This window comes from Nocardioides lacusdianchii, from assembly GCF_020102855.1.
GTDB lineage: Bacteria > Actinomycetota > Actinomycetes > Propionibacteriales > Nocardioidaceae > Nocardioides > Nocardioides lacusdianchii.
The window spans coordinates 118,675-134,529 of sequence record NZ_JADHZD010000007.1 but is presented as its reverse complement, the minus strand read 5'-3'; the positions used below and the strand labels follow the sequence as shown (position 1 = coordinate 134,529).

The following is a 15,855-nucleotide window of genomic DNA, read 5'->3' as shown; positions in this document are numbered from 1 at the left end:
GTGACTTCTCGGACCGGATCGGCGCACCTGCCCCTGGTGCCCGCCGCCGCGTTCGTGCTCGTCTGGTCCTCGGGATACATCTCCGGTCCGGCAGCGGTGGACGCCGCCGCACCCTTCACTGTTCTGGGCTGGCGCTTCGTGCTGGCAGCGGTCCTGGCGGCCGCGCTGTCCCTCGCGCTGCGCCGGCCCACCCGGATGGACCGCGCCACCCTCGCCCGCGTCGCGGCGGTCGGCGTGGTGATGAACGCCGTGCAGTTCGGCCTGATGTACGTCGCCTTCGACCTCGGCCTCGGCGCCACCCTCGCCTCGCTCTTCCACGCCCTCAGCCCGGTCCTCACCGCGCTGCTCGCCGCCGGGCTGCTCGGGGAGCGGGTGTCGCCGCTGCAGGTCGTCGGCTTCGTCGTCGGGGTGCTCGGCGTGCTGCTGGTGCTCGGCGGGGACCTCAGCCACGCCGGCGGCGTGGCCGCGGTGCTGATCGGTTGCCTGAGCATGCTCACGCTCAGCCTCGGCACCCTCGGCCAGCGCTGGATCGGGGCGCAGCCCGACCTGCTGTGGTCGGCCGCCGTCCAGTTCGCGGTGTCCGCGCCACCGATGCTCGTGCTGGGATGGACCACCGAGGGCGCGTGGCCGGTCACCGACGGCCGCCAGGCCCTCGTGGCCGTCGTCTTCCTCGCCGTCGTCAACTCGATCGTCGGCCTGGTGCTGCTGTCGCTGCTGGTGCTGCGCGGGGGCTCGGGCGCAGCGGCGAGCCTGTTCTTCCTCAGCCCACCGGTCACCGCGGTCCTCGCCTGGCTGGTCCTCGACGAGACCCTCTCCGTCCTCCAGCTCGTCGGCCTGGTCGTCGCGGTCGTCGGCGTGGCCGTCGCGACCCGCACGCGGCGTACGCCGGACCGCGCGCCCTCGCCCTCCCCGCCGGCGTAGTCCACCGGGAAACGGTCGTCGGGCGGCCCTCAGTGCGACCACCTCCGGGTGGACTACCCGCGGGGCGGCCGGGAGGACTACCGCGAGGTCGGCACCCAGTAGCGCCGCTTCACCCCGCGTACGTCCTCCAGCTCGCCCCCCGCGGCCTCGATGACCCGGAGCGAGCCGACGTTGTCGTCGTCGCAGGTGACCAGGGCCGGGTCGATGCCCAGCTCGAGCGCCCACGGCAGCGCCGCGCGCAGCATGGCCGTGGCGTGGCCCTCCCGCCGTCGCGTGGGGCGTACGTCGTAGCCGATGTGGCCGCCGACCTCGAGCAGGAAGTCGGTGAGCCGGTGGCGGATCGCGAGCCGACCGAGGTAGTGCTCGCCGTCCACCCACCACAGCGTCGTGCACGGCACGTGCCACTCGGGGCGCGGGCTCTCCTCCAGCGCGTCGGCGCGGACGGCCTCGACGAAGGCGGCGAAGGCGGCGGGGTCCTGCCAGCCCGGGGCGTTGTGGTCGATCCAGGCCGCGGTCTGGCTGAGCTCGACGCCCTCGGCGACGAACTCGTCCATCGCCTCCAGGAAGGACTCGCGGACGGACGTGGTGGGCAGGACGAGCTCGGGCATGGGCGCCATCCTTCCCCGCCGCCGGTCCGCGGCGCACACGGGTTTCACCGGGCAGCTGTCCCCGACGAGGCGGGCCGGCGGATATCGGTTCGTCCCTCACAGGTCGGTGGGAGAGGATTCCGCACATGTCCCGCACCGCACCCGTCGCGCCCTACCCCGTCCCGCCCGACCGGACCGCCCGGCGCCTCGAGTGGCCCTTCCTCCCGGCCAACCTCCGTGCCTACATCGAGCGCAAGTGCGGCTCCCCCGTCGCCACGGCGACCTCCCAGACCAGCGGCTTCACGCCGGGCTTCGCCTCCGTGCTCGTCTGCGAGGACGGCTCGCGCCACTTCGTGAAGGCCGCGTCCGTCAAGGCGCAGCGGATGTTCGCCGACTCCTACCGCGAGGAGGCGCGCAAGCTCGCCGCCCTGCCCACCGGCGTCCCGGCACCCCGCCTGCTCTGGCACCTCGACGACGACTGGGTCGTGCTCGGCATCGAGCACGTCGCCGCGCGGGCGCCGCACCGCCCCTGGCGGGCTGGCGACCTCGACGCGCTCCTCGACTCGTTGGAGGTCGTCGCCGACGTGCTGACCCCGGCGCCCGCCGGCCTCGCCCTCGACACGGCCGAGGCCGACTTCGCTCCGCTGCTGGACGGCTGGGAGTCGATCCACCGTGACCGCACCGACCTGGACCCTGTGCGCCTCGCCGAGGCGGAGGCGCTGGCACGCCGCTACGCCGAGGTCGTCGGCGGCGACACGCTCGTCCACACCGACGTGCGCTCCGACAACGTCCTCATCGACGCCGACGGCCGCGCGCTCCTGTGCGACTGGAACTGGCCGGTGCGCGGCGCCGCGTGGTTCGACTCGTTCGCCGCCCTCATCGGTCCGCGCGGGGAGGGCATCGACGTCGACGGGGTGATCGCCGAGCGGCGGCTCCTGCGCGACCTCGACCCCGAGGTGCTGGACATCAACCTCGCCCTCTACGTCGGCTACTTCCTCTCCCAGTGCGAGCTGCCGGTCCCGCCCACCTCGCCGCACATCCGCGACCACCAGCGCTGGCAGGGCGAGGTGTGCTGGGACTGGCTGTCGGAGCGCCGGAGCTGGTCGTGAGCGCACCCCGCGCGGTCGGTGTACGCCGGCCGTACGCCGCCGTGCCGGCCACGGTGCGCGCATGGGTCGAGCACGAGCTGGGCTCCCCCGTCGTCGGCACCGCCGAGCAGGTGGGCGGCATGTCCCCGGGCTGCGCGACACGGCTGACCTGCGCCGACGGCACCCGCGCCTTCGTCAAGGCGGTCGGGTCCGAGCTCAACCCCGACACCCTCGGCCTGTTCCGCCGCGAGGCGGCGGTGCTCGAGCACCTCGGCGAGCACCCGCTGTGGGCGCGCATGCGAGCGGCGTACGACGACGGGGCATGGGTGGCACTGCTGATCGAGGACGTCGAGGGGCGCCATCCCGACTTCACCGATCCCGCCGAGCTCGCGGAGGTGCTCACCGGCACCGACAGGCTCTCCGAGGTCCTGCGGCACCGCCACGTCCCGACGACGGTCGACCTCGTCGACGTGGCGCACGTCCTCGGCACGTGGGCCGACAGCCTCGACTCGCTCGCCGACGCGCCGGACGAGGTGCCGGTGCCGAGGTGGCTGCGCACCGACCCGCACGGATGGGCGGAGGTCCTGCGCGAGCAGGCGCGCACGCCGATGCCGCACCTGGCCCACTGGGACATCCGCATCGACAACATGCTCCGGCGCCCGGGCGGCGAGGTCGTGTTCCTCGACTGGGGTGTCACCGCGCGCGGCCCCGCCTGGGTGGACCCGCTCCTCGCCCGGCTCGAGCGCGTCGAGGAGCCGTGGTTCGACGACTCGCTCGCCACCTCCCCCGCCCTGGCCGAGACAGGGGACGAGGCGGTCACCGCCTTCCTCGCCGGCTTCGCCTCCCACATGGCGCTGCGCTCGCTCGTCGCCGTCGACGTCAACCTCCCGACGCTCAACGATTTCCGGATCCGGGAGTCGCGGCGCATGCTGGAGGCCGTCGCTCGTCGCACCGGCCGCTGACGCGGTCCGCGGCGCACGACGGATTTGGGCGCGCACGAGGCCTGACGGTAGAGTTTCTCCCTGCGTGTCCGGCGCCCGCCCCTGACCGGGGTTGCCAGGCAGCCGACAGCACCAGACTTCCATTCCAGACCAGTTCGAGCATCCGAGGATCCACACGTGGCGAACATCAAGTCCCAGATCAAGCGCAACAAGCAGAACGAGAAGGCGCGCCAGCGCAACCAGGCCGTGAAGTCGCGCCTGAAGACCGCCGTTCGCAAGTTCCGCGAGCTGTCCGAGGCTGGCGACAAGGACGGCGCCGTGGCTGCCAGCCGCGACGCCATGAAGGCCCTCGACAAGGCCGCCTCGAAGGGTGTCATCCACTCGAACCAGGCCGCCAACCGCAAGTCGTCGATCGCCAAGAAGGCCGCCTCGCTCTGAGTCGTCCCTCTTCCGCAAGCACCCGCCCCCGTGGCGGGTGTTTCGCATTTCCGGCCGGTCGCGGGCCTCAGCGGGTCTCGCGCAGCCCGGCCACGGTGAGGACCAGCCGCTCGAGCGTGTAGGACGCGTCGTGGGCCTGGCCCTTGATGTCGGCGTCGGCGACCGCGACCGCGCGCACGGCGGCGGCGATGCCCTCCGGCGACCAGGCGCGCGACTGCTCGCGCACGGTCCGCACCTTCCACGGGGGCACGCCGAGGTCGCGGGCGAGGTCGCCGTCACGCGCGCCACGGGAGGCGCCGAGGTAGCGCGCCAGGCTCCGTGCCGAGGCCGCCATCGCGGACGTCACGAGCACGCCCGCGGTGCCGGTGTCGAGCGCCCACCGCAGCTCCTCGAGCGCGAGCGCGCGCTTGCCGGAGAAGGCGGCGTCGGCGACGGTGAAGGACTTGGCCTCCGCGCGGCCGCCGAAGTAGCGCTGGACCTTCTCGACCGTGAGCTGCTCGCCGGGATAGTCGTTGGTGAGCTGGTCGGCCGCAGCCGCCAGCGAACGCAGGTCGTGGCCGATGGCCTGCACGAGGAAGGTGGCGGCGTCCGAGGTGATCTTCGCGCCGTGGGTGGCGACCTCCGATGTCACGAAGCCGGGCATCTCGCTGGCCTTGATCTCCTCCGACTTCACCTCCGTCACGGCCGCGAGCTTGCGCAGCTTGGTGAGCACGCCGCTGCCCTTCTGCCCGCCGGAGTGCACCAGCACGAGCGCGACGTCGTCGGCCGGGGCGGCGCAGTAGGACAGCAGGCCGTCGACGGACTCGTCGGGCAGGTCCTCCAGGCCGCGCACGACCACGCAACGGATGGAGGAGAAGAGTGACGGCGCGGACATCTCGCCCAGCGAGGCCAGTGTGAGCTCGGAGGCAGCCGACTCGGCGAGCTCGGCCTCCGCGTCGTGGGTCCGGACGGCCTCGCGGACCGAGCCGACCGTGCGCGCGGAGAGGTATTCCTCCTTGCCCGTCACGAGGACGACGCGGCCGAGGACCTGAGCGGCGGAGGGAGTGCGAGCCATGGTGGGGCCAGCCTAGTCGCGGGTGACGACACCGACCTCGCCCCGTCGCACCACCACGACGACGTCGCCCGCCAGGTCCGTACGCCACACCTCCGCGCCCGCCGCGTCCAGGGCGGCAAGGACGTCGGGCGCCGGGTGCCCGTAGTCGTTGTCCTCCCCCACCGACACCAGCGCCACCCTCGCCCGCAGCGACGTCAGCCAGTCGAGGTCCTGATGCCGGCTCCCGTGGTGAGGCACCTTGAGGACGTCGACCTGCAGGCCCGCCACGTCGCGCGCCAGCGCCGCCTGCGCCGACGGCTCGACGTCCCCGGTCAGCAGGACCCGCAGGCCGCCGACCTCGGCCAGCACCACGACGCTGGCGTTGTTGGGCGCGCTCTCGCTGGGGTCCGTGCGGCCGGCCCCCGGGGGCGGCCACACCGCCTGGAGGACGACGTCGCCGAACCTGCGCGTGCCGCCGTACGCCGCCACGTCCGGGTCACGCCCCGCCGCAGCCTCCACCGCCTCCACCCCGGCGACGGGGTCGAGCAGCCCGGTCCCCTCGACCACCCCGACCTCGCGCCCCTCCAGCACCCCCGCCACCCCTTCGACGTGATCGGCGTGGAAGTGGGTGAGCAGCAGCAGCGGCACCTCCTCGACCTCGAGCCGGTCGAGGCAGGCGTCCATCGCGGCCGGGTCGGGGCCCGCGTCGACCACCACGGCCGCGCGCTCTCCCGCCCGCAGCACCAGGCCGTCGCCCTGCCCCACGTCGCAGGCGGCCAGCACCCACCCCTCGGGCGGCCAGCCGGGTGTGGGTGGCCGCACGAGCATCACCACCACGAGCAGACCGGTGCACGCCAGCGTGGAGGCGGGGTTGCCGAGGAGCCTCGGCGCCAGCGGCACGGACACCAGGCATGCGAGGGTGAGGGCGAGCAGCGCCAGCGGTCCGGTGCCCCAGTCGATGGCGGCGGTCGGGACCGCCGCGCCCCAGCGGGCGACCGTGATGATCCATCCCGCCGACCACGCGGCAGGCGCACCGACCACGACCCCCAGCGGCGCCCACACCAGCCCGAGCAGCCCGCCGCCGAGGCCGAGGACGGTGGCCGGCGCGACGGCCGGTGCGGCCAGCAGGTTGGCGCCGACCGCGACGAGGCTGACCTGGCCGGACAGCGCCGCCACCACCGGGGTGCACGCCACCTGCGCCGCCAACGGCACCGAGACCGCCTCGGCCACCCACCGTGGTGTCCACCGGCGAAGGGCGTCGCGCCACACCGGCGCGAGGAGCAGGATCCCGGCCGTGGCGAGCACGGAGAGCGCGAAGCCGGCCGTCACCGCCAGCCGTGGCCAGAGCAGGAGCAGGGCGAGCACCGCCACCCCGAGCCCGCGCGTCCCGCGTGAGCGGCCGTTGCTGCCCATCCCGATGAGCGCGACGGTCCCCATCGCCGCAGCGCGTACGACGCTGGGCTCGGCGCGCGCGGTCAGCACGAAGCCGGCGATGCCGACGGCGGCCAGCACGTGCAGCCAGCGACCGCGCACGCCCAGCCAGCGGCCGAGGATGAGCAGGGCGCCGACCACGAGGGTGAGGTTGGTGCCGCTCACCGCGAGCAGGTGCGTGAGGCCGGTCGTGCGGAAGTCGTCCGCGAGGTCCGGGTCGAGACCACCGTCGTCGCCCACCACCAGGGCCGGAACCAGCTCGCGCGCGTCGGCGTCCCGGCCGGCGACCGCGGCACGCACCGAGCGGCGTACGGCTGCTGCGGCGTCCCACCACACGTCCGGACCGGCCACCACGCGGGGCTCCCCGGTCGGGCGCACCAGCGCGGCCTCCTCGCCGTCACCGGGGACCAGCCGGGCCGTGGTCTCCAGCGTGGTGCCGAGCGGCAGGCGCGGCCAGTCCGCGCCCGCCATCACCACCACCGGCGCGGTCAGCGCCCAAGCGGTGCCGCGGCCCTCGACCCGCGACACCGTGGCTTGCACGACCTGGAGGTCGCCGTAGCGTCCCGCCACGACGCGTACGTCGGAGGTGAGCTCGAGCCTCACGTCGACGACCGCCGACTCCTCGGCGAGCGCGGTGAGCGGCGAGGTCGCGACCAGGGTGAGCTGGAGCGTGGCGACACCAGCGACCGCCGCCAGCGCGGCCACCGGCCCGAGCCACGCCGGAGCGACGGTGCGCCGAGCGACGAGCAGCACCGCGACGAGGACGACCACCACCACAGCACCGAGGGCGACCCACCCCGGCAGTAGCAGCACGAGGAGCGCCCCCGCCCACGCGCCGACACCGAGCGCGACCGCGCGCAGGTCGGGCACGGGTCAGAGGGTGACGAGCGGCGCGAGGTCCTCGAGGGTCGCCTCCCCGATGCCGTCCACCTCGAGCAGCTCCTCCACCGAGGTGAACCCGCCGTTGTCCTCGCGCCACGACACGATCGCCTCGGCCGTCACCGGCCCCACACCCGGCAGCGTGTCGAGCGCGGCGAGGTCGGCGGAGTTGAGGTTGACCAGCGCCCCGCCTTCCGGGGCGGGGGACGTCAGGGTGCCGGCGACCCCGGGCGCCGGCGCCACTCCCACCAGCACCTGCTCCCCGTCGACGAGCGGGCGGGCGAGGTTGAGCCCGGTGAGGTCGACGCCGCGCCGGGCTCCCCCGGCCGCCTCCAGCGCGTCGACGACCCGCGACCCCACCGGCAGCACCGCGATGCCCGGCCGGCGGACCTTGCCGGCCACGTCGACCACCACCTCCCCCGTCTCCTCGGTCCCGTCGCCGGTCGCCCCGGAGCCGCTGTCAGCACCCGCGTCGGTCTCCGAGTCGTCGGGGCTCAGCGACGTCAGCGGCGCCGGCGCGGAGGCGTCGACGCGCACAGGGACCGCCTCGGCCTGGTCCCGCACGGCCCACCAGGCAGCGAGCCCGACCGCCACCGCGGCAACGACGGCCACCACCGCGAGGTGCACCGGACCGAGCTGGAGCCCGCCGATCCGCACCCGTCGCGACGCGTGGCGCCCCGGGACCGGCAGCGCCACGGGTAGCGCGACGGATGGGGCGACGGGCGGGGCGGCCGCGGGCCCGACGTCGCCACCGCGGTCGCGCACCCGCGTGTGCGGCCAGGGCTCGCCGGACGCCGGCTCCCCCGCGGGCGGCTCCCCGCGGACCGCCGCGAGCTCGGCACTGAGCGAGGCGAGCCGCCGCGACACCGCCTCGGCGTGCTCGGCGGACGACTGGTTTCGGCGCATGCCTCCACGCTAGGAAGGCCGACGCCGCCACCGACAGGGGTGCAGGACGATCTGTGGACAGCCGTCAGGATGTCGGACGCGGCGAGACGCAGACCGCGACCATGCCGGGACCGACGTGGGCGCCGAGCACCGCGCCCAGCTCGCCGCACATCACCTCGCGCCCCTCCAGGCCGGCGGCCAGCCGCTCGGTGAGCGCGGCGGCCAGCTCCTCGGCACGGTCGGCGTTGGCGAGGTGCGAGACGCAGACGTCGACCGCCGCGTCGCCCGCCGCCTCCACCGCGAGGTCGGCCAGCCGGGCGAGGGCGCGCGACGCCGTACGCACCCGCTCGCGCGGCACGACCCTGCCGTCCGCGATCTCGAGCAGGGGCTTCACCGACAGCGCGCTGCCGAAGATCGCGGCCGCTGCGCCGATCCGGCCGCCGCGGCGCAGGTACTCCAGGGTGTCGACGTAGAAGAGCGAGGTCGCGGCGAGACCGCGCGCCCGCGCCGCCTCGGCCGCCACCTCGCCGCTGCCGCCCGTGTCACGCACGTCGGCGGCGGTCAGCGCGGCGTAGCCGGTGGCGATCCCGACCTGGCCGGAGTCGACCACGTGCACGGGCACGTCGACCTCGCGGGCGGCGAGCTGGGCGGACTCGAAGGTGCCGCTCATCTCGCGCGAGAGGTGCACCGAGACGATCTCGTCCGCACCGGCCGCTGCCAGCTCCCGGTAGACCTCGGCCAGGAGGGCGGGCGAGGGCCTCGAGGTGCTGACCGGCACGAACTCGCGCAGCGCCTCGGCGACCACGTCAGGAGTCGCGCCGTCGGGTCCCTCGTCGAGCACCCGGGCCCCGATCACGACCTGCAGCGGCACGACCCGGATGCCGCGCTCCAGCGCCACCTCGGCGGGCAGGCTCGCGGTCGAGTCGGTGACGATGACGGTGCCGGACACACCCCGAAGGCTAGTGGCTCGCACCACCTGGCAGCGCGGCCCGTCCGCCTTGCCGCGGCTTGGCGGCCTCCGCTTGGATGTCCAGATGCCCGACAGGCTCGACAGCTTCGCCGATGCGCTGCGGCTGGCCATCGACGCGCGCGGGCTGAGCCTCGAGCGGATCACCGACCACCTCGCCGGGCGCGGGGTGAGCGTCAGCGCCGCGACCCTCAGCTACTGGCAGTCCGGACGCAGCGTCCCCGGCCGCAAGTCCTCGCTGGCCGCCCTGCCGCACCTCGAGGCGGTGCTGGGGCTGTGCCCCGGTGACCTGACCCGGACCCTGCCCGACACCCGCGAGCGCACCCCGCGCCACGCCGTGCGCGGCCTCGAGACGCTGTGGCCCGAGCAGCCGCACGCCGCGGTGCTGGGTCGCCTCGACACCAGCTGGGACACCCACCTGGCCTGGGTGTCGGTCCACGACGTGCTCCGCGTCGGCCCGGACCGCCGCCAGGTCAGCCTGACGGTGCGCCAGGCGATGCGCGCCCGTGTCGACGGGCCTGACCGCCGGGTGGTGATGCACGCGCAGGACGACACGGACTCGGCGCTCCCCCGGATCCGGCCGGTGCGCGGCTGCTCCCTCGGTGCCGTCGAGCACGACCGCAGCGGTGGCGTCGTCGGCGCGGAGCTGCTCTTCTTCCGCCCGCTGCGACGCGGCGAGACGGTGATCGTGACCTACGACGTCGTGTCGGCCACGCCCGGCCCGCAGGAGCGCGAGTACACCCGGCGCCTGCGCCTGCCCATGCGCGAGTACCTCCTCGAGGTCGAGTTCGACCCCCGCGCGCTGCCCGCCGCCGTGGTGTCGTTCGCCGACGGTCTCGAGCAGCCGATCACGCTCGACGACGACCACCGCGCGCACCTGGTGCACTCCGACACGGCACCGGGCACGACGGGCATCCGCTGGAGCTGGCCGGCCTCCTGACCCGTCCCGGGCGGGGCACGCACCGGACCCTGAGTTAAGTGTTAAGGAACGGTCAAGCCTTGTCGCGGGGGCGCTCGCCCGGTCAGGGTCTGCTCGTCCATCTTTCTCGGGAAGGAACCCTTTGATGAACCCTGTCCACCCCCGCCTGGCCGCCGGCCTCGCTGTCTCCCTGGCCGGCGCCACCCTCGCGCTGACGCCCTCTGTCACCCACGCAGCCGAGGAGAAGCCGCAGGAGGCTCCCGCGGCGTCCGTCGCCGACGACGGGCTGGCTCCCGTCCGCGGCACGTCGGCCGACGACCGCTACATCGTCGTGCTCGACAAGGAGGCCCCGGGCAAGAGCCTGCGCTCCGCCAAGGCCGAGGTGCGCGCTGACGGCGCCACCGTCACCCACACCTACAGCACCGTGCTCGACGGCTTCGCCGCCCAGCTGAACGACAAGGCCCTCGCCGCCCTGCGCAAGAACCCCAACGTCGCCTACATCGAGGCCGACGCACCCGTGCAGCTCGAGGCGACCCAGTCGCCGGCGACCTGGGGCCTGGACCGCATCGACCAGCGCGACCGGCCGCTGGACAACTCCTACACCTACAACGCCACCGGCGCTGGCGTGACGGCGTACGTCATCGACACCGGCATCCTGACCAACCACACCCAGTTCGGCGGCCGCGCGGTCTCCGGCTACACCGCGATCAACGACGGCCGCGGCACCTCCGACTGCAACGGACACGGCACGCACGTCGCCGGCACCGTCGGCGGCTCGACCTACGGCGTGGCCAAGGGCGTACGCCTCGTGGCCGTCCGCGTCCTCGACTGCGCCGGCAGCGGTTCCAACTCCGGCGTCATCGCCGGCGTCGACTGGGTCACGCAGAACCACACCGCCGGCTCGCCCGCGGTCGCCAACATGAGCCTCGGCGGCGGCATCTCGAGCGCGCTCGACACCGCGGTGAACAACTCCATCGCCGACGGCGTGACCTACGCGCTGGCCGCCGGCAACGACTACGGCGCCAACGCCTGCAACAGCTCGCCCTCGCGCGTGGCGGCCGGCCTCACCATCGGCTCCACCACCAACACCGACGCGCGCTCGGACTTCAGCAACATCGGCTCCTGCCTCGACATGTTCGCGCCGGGCTCCAACATCACCTCTGCCTGGCACACCGGCACCTCGGCGACCAACACCATCAGCGGCACGTCGATGGCCACCCCGCACGTCGCGGGCGCTGCTGCGCTCTACCTCCAGGGCAACCCGTCGGCCTCTCCGGCCACGGTCGGCAACGCGCTGATCTCGGCCTCGACGCCCAACAAGGTCACCAACCCCGGCACCGGCTCGCCGAACCGCCTGCTCTACGTCGGCACCGGCGGCACCACGCCGACCCCGACCCCGACGCCGACCACGTGCAGCACGATGCCTGAGACGGAGTCCGGCTCGCTCTCCTCGGGTGGCGCGGCCTACCACCCCGGCACCAACGACTACTACAACGCCGTTGCCGGCACCCACGTCGGCTGCGTGTCGGGCCCGGCGGGCACCGACTTCGACCTGTTCCTCGAGAAGTGGAACGGCTCGACCTGGGTGGTCGTCGCGCAGGGCGTGACCAGCACCTCGGAGGAGAAGATCACCTACACCGGCACCGCGGGGTACTACTCGTGGCGCGTGGAGTCCTACTCCGGCTCGGGCAGCTACACGTTCGGTCTCGACCGTCCGTGACGCTCCCCCGCTGAACGACGAACGGCCCCGCGGCTCACGCTGCGGGGCCGTTCGTGCGCCTGGTCTCAGACGACGATGTTCACGAGCTTCGGTGCGCGGACGATGACCTTGCGCACCGTCGCCCCCTCCAACGCCCGCTGCACGCCGGCGTCGGCCAGTGCCGCAACCTCCAGGTCGGCCTCGGAGATGTCCGGGGCGACCTCCAGCCGGGCGCGGACCTTGCCCTTGACCTGCACGACCGCAGTGACGGAGTCCTCGACCAGCAGCGCGTCGTCGACCTCGGGCCAGCCGACGCGCACGACGGTGGGCTCGTGGCCCAGCCGCTCCCACATCTCCTCGGCCGTGTAGGGCGCGACCAGCGACAGCAGGATCGCCACCGCCTCGGTCGCCTCGCGCACGGCCGGGTCGGCCGGGCCGCAGCCGGAGTCGATGGCCTTGCGAGTGGCGTTGACCAGCTCCATCACCTTGGCGACCATCACGTTGAAGCGGTATGCCTCGACCAGCGTGGCCGCGTCGTGCACGGTCCGCGCCGTCGCACGCCGCAGCGCCAGATCACCGGTGGCGACGTCGACGCCGGGCTCCGAGGTGACGTCACCGGACAGCCGCCAGGCGCGCTGCAGGAAGCGCAGCGACCCGTCGGGCGACATGTTGGCCCAGTCGATGTCGTCCTCGGGCGGGCCGGCGAACACCAGCGTCAGGCGTACGGCGTCGACGCCGAAGGCGGTCAGCTGCTCGCCCAGGTTCACGCCGTTGCCCAGCGACTTGCTCATCTTCTTGCCCTGGTTGATCACGAAGCCCTGGTTGAGCTGGGCCGACCACGGCTCGCGGAAGCCGACCAGGCCCATGTCGTTGAGGACCTTGGTGAAGAACCGCCCGTAGAGCAGGTGCAGCACGGCGTGCTCGACACCGCCGACGTAGAGGTTGGCGGGCATCCAGGCGTTGACCTTGTCGGGGTCGAACGGCCGGTCGTCCTCGTGCGGCGAGCAGTAGCGGAACATGTACCACGACGAGTCGACGAAGGTGTCCATCGTGTCGGTGTCGCGGGTGGCCGGGCCGCCGCACGTCGGGCACGCCACGTTGACCCAGTCGGTCGCCCCGCCCAGCGGCGAGGTGCCCTTGGGCTTCAGGTCGGCGCCCTTGAGCATCGGCAGCGTGACGGGCAGCTGGTCCTCCGGGACGGGGACCTCGCCGTCCACGGGGCAGTGGATGATCGGGATCGGCGCGCCCCAGTAGCGCTGGCGGCTCAGCAGCCAGTCGCGCAGGCGGAAGTTGACCGCACCGGACCCGCGGCCGTCGGCCTCGAGCCTCTCGATGATGGTGCGGATGCCCGACGCCTTGTCGTGCAGGCCGTCCAGCTCGCCGGAGTTGACGTACGCCCCGTCGCCGGAGGTCGCGACGAAGGTCTCCTCGGGGTTGTCGTCTCCGGTGTCGATGACGCGACGCACGGGCAGGCCCATCGCCCTCGCGAAGTCCAGGTCGCGCTGGTCGTGGGCGGGCACGGCCATGATCGCGCCGGTGCCGTAGTCGGCCAGGACGTAGTCGCTGGCCCACACCGGCACCTCCTCACCCGAGACGGGGTTGGTCGCGGTGATGCCCAGGTCCACACCGGTCTTCGGCCGGTCGGTGGCCAGGCGGTCGATGTCGGAGGCCTTGCGCACCTCGACCAAATAGTCCTGCAGCGCCTGCGCGCGGTCGGGGTGCACGATCTCCGCTGCCAGGGCAGCGTCAGCGGCGACCACCATGAACGTCGCGCCGTACAGCGTGTCCGGCCGGGTGGTGTAGACGTCGATGTCGTGCCCGGTCGACAGGGTGAAGGTGACGTGGGCGCCCTCGGAGCGACCGATCCAGTTGCGCTGCGCGGTGACGACCCGGTCTGGCCAGGTGCCCTCCAGCTCGTCGAGGCCGTCCAGCAGCTCCTGGGCGTAGTCGGTGATCTTGAAGTACCACTGGGTCAGCTCCTTCTTGGTCACCTCCGCCCCGCAGCGCTCGCAGGCACCCGCCACGACCTGCTCGTTGGCCAGCACCGTCTGGTCCTGCGGGCACCAGTTCACGGCGCTGTTCTTGCGGTAGGCCAGGCCGCGCTTGAAGAACTCCAGGAACAGCCACTGCGTCCAGCGGTAGTAGTCCGGGTCGGAGGTGTTGAAGGTGCGCGACCAGTCGAAGGAGGCGGCGTACTTCTTGCACGACTCGATCGACTTGGCGATGTTGGCCCGCGTGTAGGTGTCGGGGTGCTCGTCGTTGCGGATCGCCGCGTTCTCCGCCGGCAGGCCGAAGGAGTCGAAGCCCATCGGGTTCAGCACCTCGTAGCCCCGCTGCCACCAGTAGCGCGCCACCACGTCGTGCAGCGCGAACACCTCGGCGTGGCCCATGTGCAGGTCGCCGCTGGGGTAGGGGAACATCGTCAGCGCGTAGCGCTTCTCGCGCGGGCTGTCGTCGTCGGCCCGGAAGGGGTCGAGCTCCTCCCAGACGCGCTGCCACTTCGTCTCGGTGGCCGCGATGTCGTACGTCGCGCGCTCCGCCGTCTCGTGCGGGGCCGTCTCCTGCGGGGCTGCGGTGTCTCCCGTGTCCTGGCTGCTCATGGCGTGTCCTCTTGTGGCGTGCTGCGGGGTGTTGGCATGAAAAAACCCCTCACATGGAGGGGTGGCCGCGTGTCCGTCCTGGTGGGACGAGATCAGCGCGGCTGAGGAAGAAGGAGGTTCTGGTGCACAGCAGCAGCATACTCGCTTCCATGGCCGCTGACCTGAGCAGGTACGACGACGTGCTGGACCTCCTCACCGCGCTCCCTCGCCGGGTGCCGGAGCTGCGGGTCGTCGTGGTCAACGGCTCGGCCGTCACCGGCGGCTGGGACGACCACTCCGACCTCGACGTCGAGGCCTGGTGCGACGGCGACGCCGCGACGACGTACGCCGCCGTGCTGGCGCTGCTGCGCAGCGAGCTCGAGGTCGACCACGTGTGGGAGCTGCCGGAGGCCACCTGGCCCACTGGCCGCCAGTGCTTCGTGCACCTGCAGCCGGACGCCGCCGACCTCAGCCGGCCCACGCGGCTGATCGACGTGGTGGTCCAGACGCTGCCCCAGCGGCTCACCATGGACACCCGGCGCCACGGCGTGCCGCTCGTGCTCCACGATCCCGACGGCCTGCTGCTGCTCGAGGACGACGACGAGGCCGGGCTGTCCGCCCAGCGCGCGCAGGCGGTGGCGCAGACCGCGGCACGCCGGCAGACCGGCGCCTGGCTGGTGGAGCGGGCGATCGCACGCGGCGACCTCGCCGCGGCGACCACGCTGCACCTGCGCTTCGCGGTGGAGCCGCTGGTGCGGCTGCTGCGCATCGAGCACTGCCCGGCGCGCCACGACTTCGGCCTGCGCTACCTGCGCACGGACCTGCCGGCCGGCATGGCCGAGCAGGTGGAGGCGCTGCTGCCCGGGCCGGACCTCGCGGTCCGGACCCGGGCGGCGTTCGCGTGGCAGGACGAGGTCCTGCGACGGCTGAGCTGACGGCGCCTACTCGACGAGGCTCACTTCACGAAGGCCGGGGTGAGCGGCGGGTTCCACCACTCGCCGTTGTAGGCCTTGACCGCACCGATGACGTGCAGCACGCCGGCGATCACGAGCGGCACCAGGAAGATCGGCAGCAGGACCACGAAGCCGATGCCGAGGGTGAGGATCGAGAGGACCACGTAGACGATCGTGGCGACCACGAGCCAGATGAACATCGAGATCTGGATGTTGATCGAGTTGGCGGCGTGCGACCGCACGAACGGCCCGCGGTCCTTGTGGATCACGTAGACGGCGATCGAGGCGATGAAGCCGAGGAAGCCGGCCGAGCAGATCATCGCGACGACGGCGCCCGCGTGGCTGATCGCGCCCCACGTGCGCTCGTCCTGCGGCGACATCGTGGTCGGCGGCATGCGGTAGGCCTGCTCCTGCGGCGGCTGCTGGCCGTAGCCGCGGGGCTGGCCGTAGCCGTCCGGCTGTCCCGGGACCTGCGGGTCGTGGGGCTGCTGGGGGTACTGCGGGTACTGGTCTGACATCTCACTCACTCCTCGGG

General features: G+C 73.4%; 14 protein-coding genes. 7 read left to right on the top strand and 7 right to left on the bottom strand.

The genetic code is table 11. From position 1 onward, the window contains the following. Positions 1-921: an EamA family transporter gene (locus IRX98_RS12135; RefSeq protein ID WP_224277078.1), complete on the top strand. Its 921-nt coding sequence runs from the start codon at positions 1-3 to the stop codon at positions 919-921. Between the two features lie 77 nt (positions 922-998). Here the strand turns inward: IRX98_RS12135 and IRX98_RS12130 are convergent, their stop codons facing one another. Beyond that, entirely contained in the window at positions 999-1,529 is a 531-nt protein-coding gene (locus tag IRX98_RS12130) for a GNAT family N-acetyltransferase (protein ID WP_224277076.1), read from the bottom strand. Between the two features lie 125 nt (positions 1,530-1,654). On the opposite strand from IRX98_RS12130, the gene IRX98_RS12125 reads away from it, so the two are divergent. From IRX98_RS12125 to rpsT, 3 genes are all read left to right on the top strand, one after another. Then, complete coding sequence (locus tag IRX98_RS12125) at positions 1,655-2,617, top strand: phosphotransferase (RefSeq protein WP_224277074.1); 963 nt, start codon at positions 1,655-1,657, stop codon at positions 2,615-2,617. Next, positions 2,614-3,558: a phosphotransferase family protein gene (locus tag IRX98_RS12120; RefSeq protein ID WP_224277072.1), complete on the top strand. Its 945-nt coding sequence runs from the start codon at positions 2,614-2,616 to the stop codon at positions 3,556-3,558. Before IRX98_RS12125 ends, IRX98_RS12120 begins: the two co-directional genes overlap by 4 nt. A 156-nt stretch (positions 3,559-3,714) precedes the next feature. Further along, positions 3,715-3,975 (top strand): 30S ribosomal protein S20, encoded by a 261-nt coding sequence (gene rpsT / locus IRX98_RS12115; RefSeq protein WP_224277070.1) that lies wholly within the window; start codon positions 3,715-3,717, stop codon positions 3,973-3,975. 67 nt (positions 3,976-4,042) lie between these two features. Here rpsT and holA read toward each other — a convergent pair whose 3' ends face one another. From holA to IRX98_RS12095, 4 genes are all read right to left on the bottom strand, one after another. Next, positions 4,043-5,029 (bottom strand): DNA polymerase III subunit delta, encoded by a 987-nt coding sequence (gene holA, locus IRX98_RS12110; protein ID WP_224277068.1) that lies wholly within the window; start codon positions 5,027-5,029, stop codon positions 4,043-4,045. A gap of 12 nt (positions 5,030-5,041) precedes the next feature. After that, positions 5,042-7,309 carry a ComEC/Rec2 family competence protein gene (locus IRX98_RS12105; RefSeq protein ID WP_224277066.1) on the bottom strand — a complete coding sequence of 756 codons (2,268 nt, stop codon included), beginning with the start codon at positions 7,307-7,309 and terminating at the stop codon, positions 5,042-5,044. A 3-nt stretch (positions 7,310-7,312) separates the two neighbouring features. Further along, positions 7,313-8,224, bottom strand: coding sequence for a ComEA family DNA-binding protein (locus IRX98_RS12100; protein WP_224277064.1), 912 nt, complete (start codon positions 8,222-8,224; stop codon positions 7,313-7,315). 64 nt (positions 8,225-8,288) lie between these two features. Beyond that, a complete protein-coding gene (locus IRX98_RS12095; protein WP_224277062.1) occupies positions 8,289-9,152 on the bottom strand; it encodes a DegV family protein in 864 nt (287 codons plus the stop codon). An 85-nt stretch (positions 9,153-9,237) separates the two neighbouring features. Here IRX98_RS12095 and IRX98_RS12090 point away from each other — a divergent pair, with 85 nt between their 5' ends. Together IRX98_RS12090 and IRX98_RS12085 are read left to right on the top strand one after the other, a co-directional pair. Next, positions 9,238-10,110, top strand: a complete 873-nt coding sequence (locus IRX98_RS12090; protein ID WP_224277060.1) for a helix-turn-helix domain-containing protein — start codon at positions 9,238-9,240, stop codon at positions 10,108-10,110. Between the two features lie 124 nt (positions 10,111-10,234). Next, positions 10,235-11,809 carry a S8 family peptidase gene (locus tag IRX98_RS12085; protein WP_224277058.1) on the top strand — a complete coding sequence of 525 codons (1,575 nt, stop codon included), beginning with the start codon at positions 10,235-10,237 and terminating at the stop codon, positions 11,807-11,809. A gap of 65 nt (positions 11,810-11,874) precedes the next feature. On the opposite strand, the gene leuS is transcribed toward IRX98_RS12085, so the two are convergent. Beyond that, positions 11,875-14,388: a leucine--tRNA ligase gene (gene leuS / locus IRX98_RS12080; protein ID WP_224277056.1), complete on the bottom strand. Its 2,514-nt coding sequence runs from the start codon at positions 14,386-14,388 to the stop codon at positions 11,875-11,877. A gap of 149 nt (positions 14,389-14,537) precedes the next feature. Here leuS and IRX98_RS12075 point away from each other — a divergent pair, with 149 nt between their 5' ends. Further along, entirely contained in the window at positions 14,538-15,302 is a 765-nt protein-coding gene (locus IRX98_RS12075) for a hypothetical protein (protein WP_224277054.1), read from the top strand. A gap of 20 nt (positions 15,303-15,322) precedes the next feature. Here IRX98_RS12075 and IRX98_RS12070 read toward each other — a convergent pair whose 3' ends face one another. Then, the gene (locus tag IRX98_RS12070; RefSeq protein WP_224277052.1) at positions 15,323-15,838 is read right to left on the bottom strand and encodes a DUF4870 domain-containing protein; all 516 of its coding nucleotides are present in this window, start codon (positions 15,836-15,838) and stop codon (positions 15,323-15,325) included. Positions 15,839-15,855 lie beyond the last annotated feature (17 nt).

Coding starts and splice junctions, on each gene's coding strand:
- IRX98_RS12130 (WP_224277076.1), bottom strand. CDS start 1,529: ATGCCCGAGCTCGTCCTGCCCACCACGTCCGTCCGCGAGTCCTTCCTG.
- IRX98_RS12125 (WP_224277074.1), top strand. CDS start 1,655: ATGTCCCGCACCGCACCCGTCGCGCCCTACCCCGTCCCGCCCGACCGG.
- holA (WP_224277068.1), bottom strand. CDS start 5,029: ATGGCTCGCACTCCCTCCGCCGCTCAGGTCCTCGGCCGCGTCGTCCTC.
- IRX98_RS12075 (WP_224277054.1), top strand. CDS start 14,538: ATGGCCGCTGACCTGAGCAGGTACGACGACGTGCTGGACCTCCTCACC.
- IRX98_RS12085 (WP_224277058.1), top strand. CDS start 10,235: ATGAACCCTGTCCACCCCCGCCTGGCCGCCGGCCTCGCTGTCTCCCTG.
- leuS (WP_224277056.1), bottom strand. CDS start 14,388: ATGAGCAGCCAGGACACGGGAGACACCGCAGCCCCGCAGGAGACGGCC.
- IRX98_RS12090 (WP_224277060.1), top strand. CDS start 9,238: ATGCCCGACAGGCTCGACAGCTTCGCCGATGCGCTGCGGCTGGCCATC.
- IRX98_RS12070 (WP_224277052.1), bottom strand. CDS start 15,838: ATGTCAGACCAGTACCCGCAGTACCCCCAGCAGCCCCACGACCCGCAG.
- IRX98_RS12100 (WP_224277064.1), bottom strand. CDS start 8,224: ATGCGCCGAAACCAGTCGTCCGCCGAGCACGCCGAGGCGGTGTCGCGG.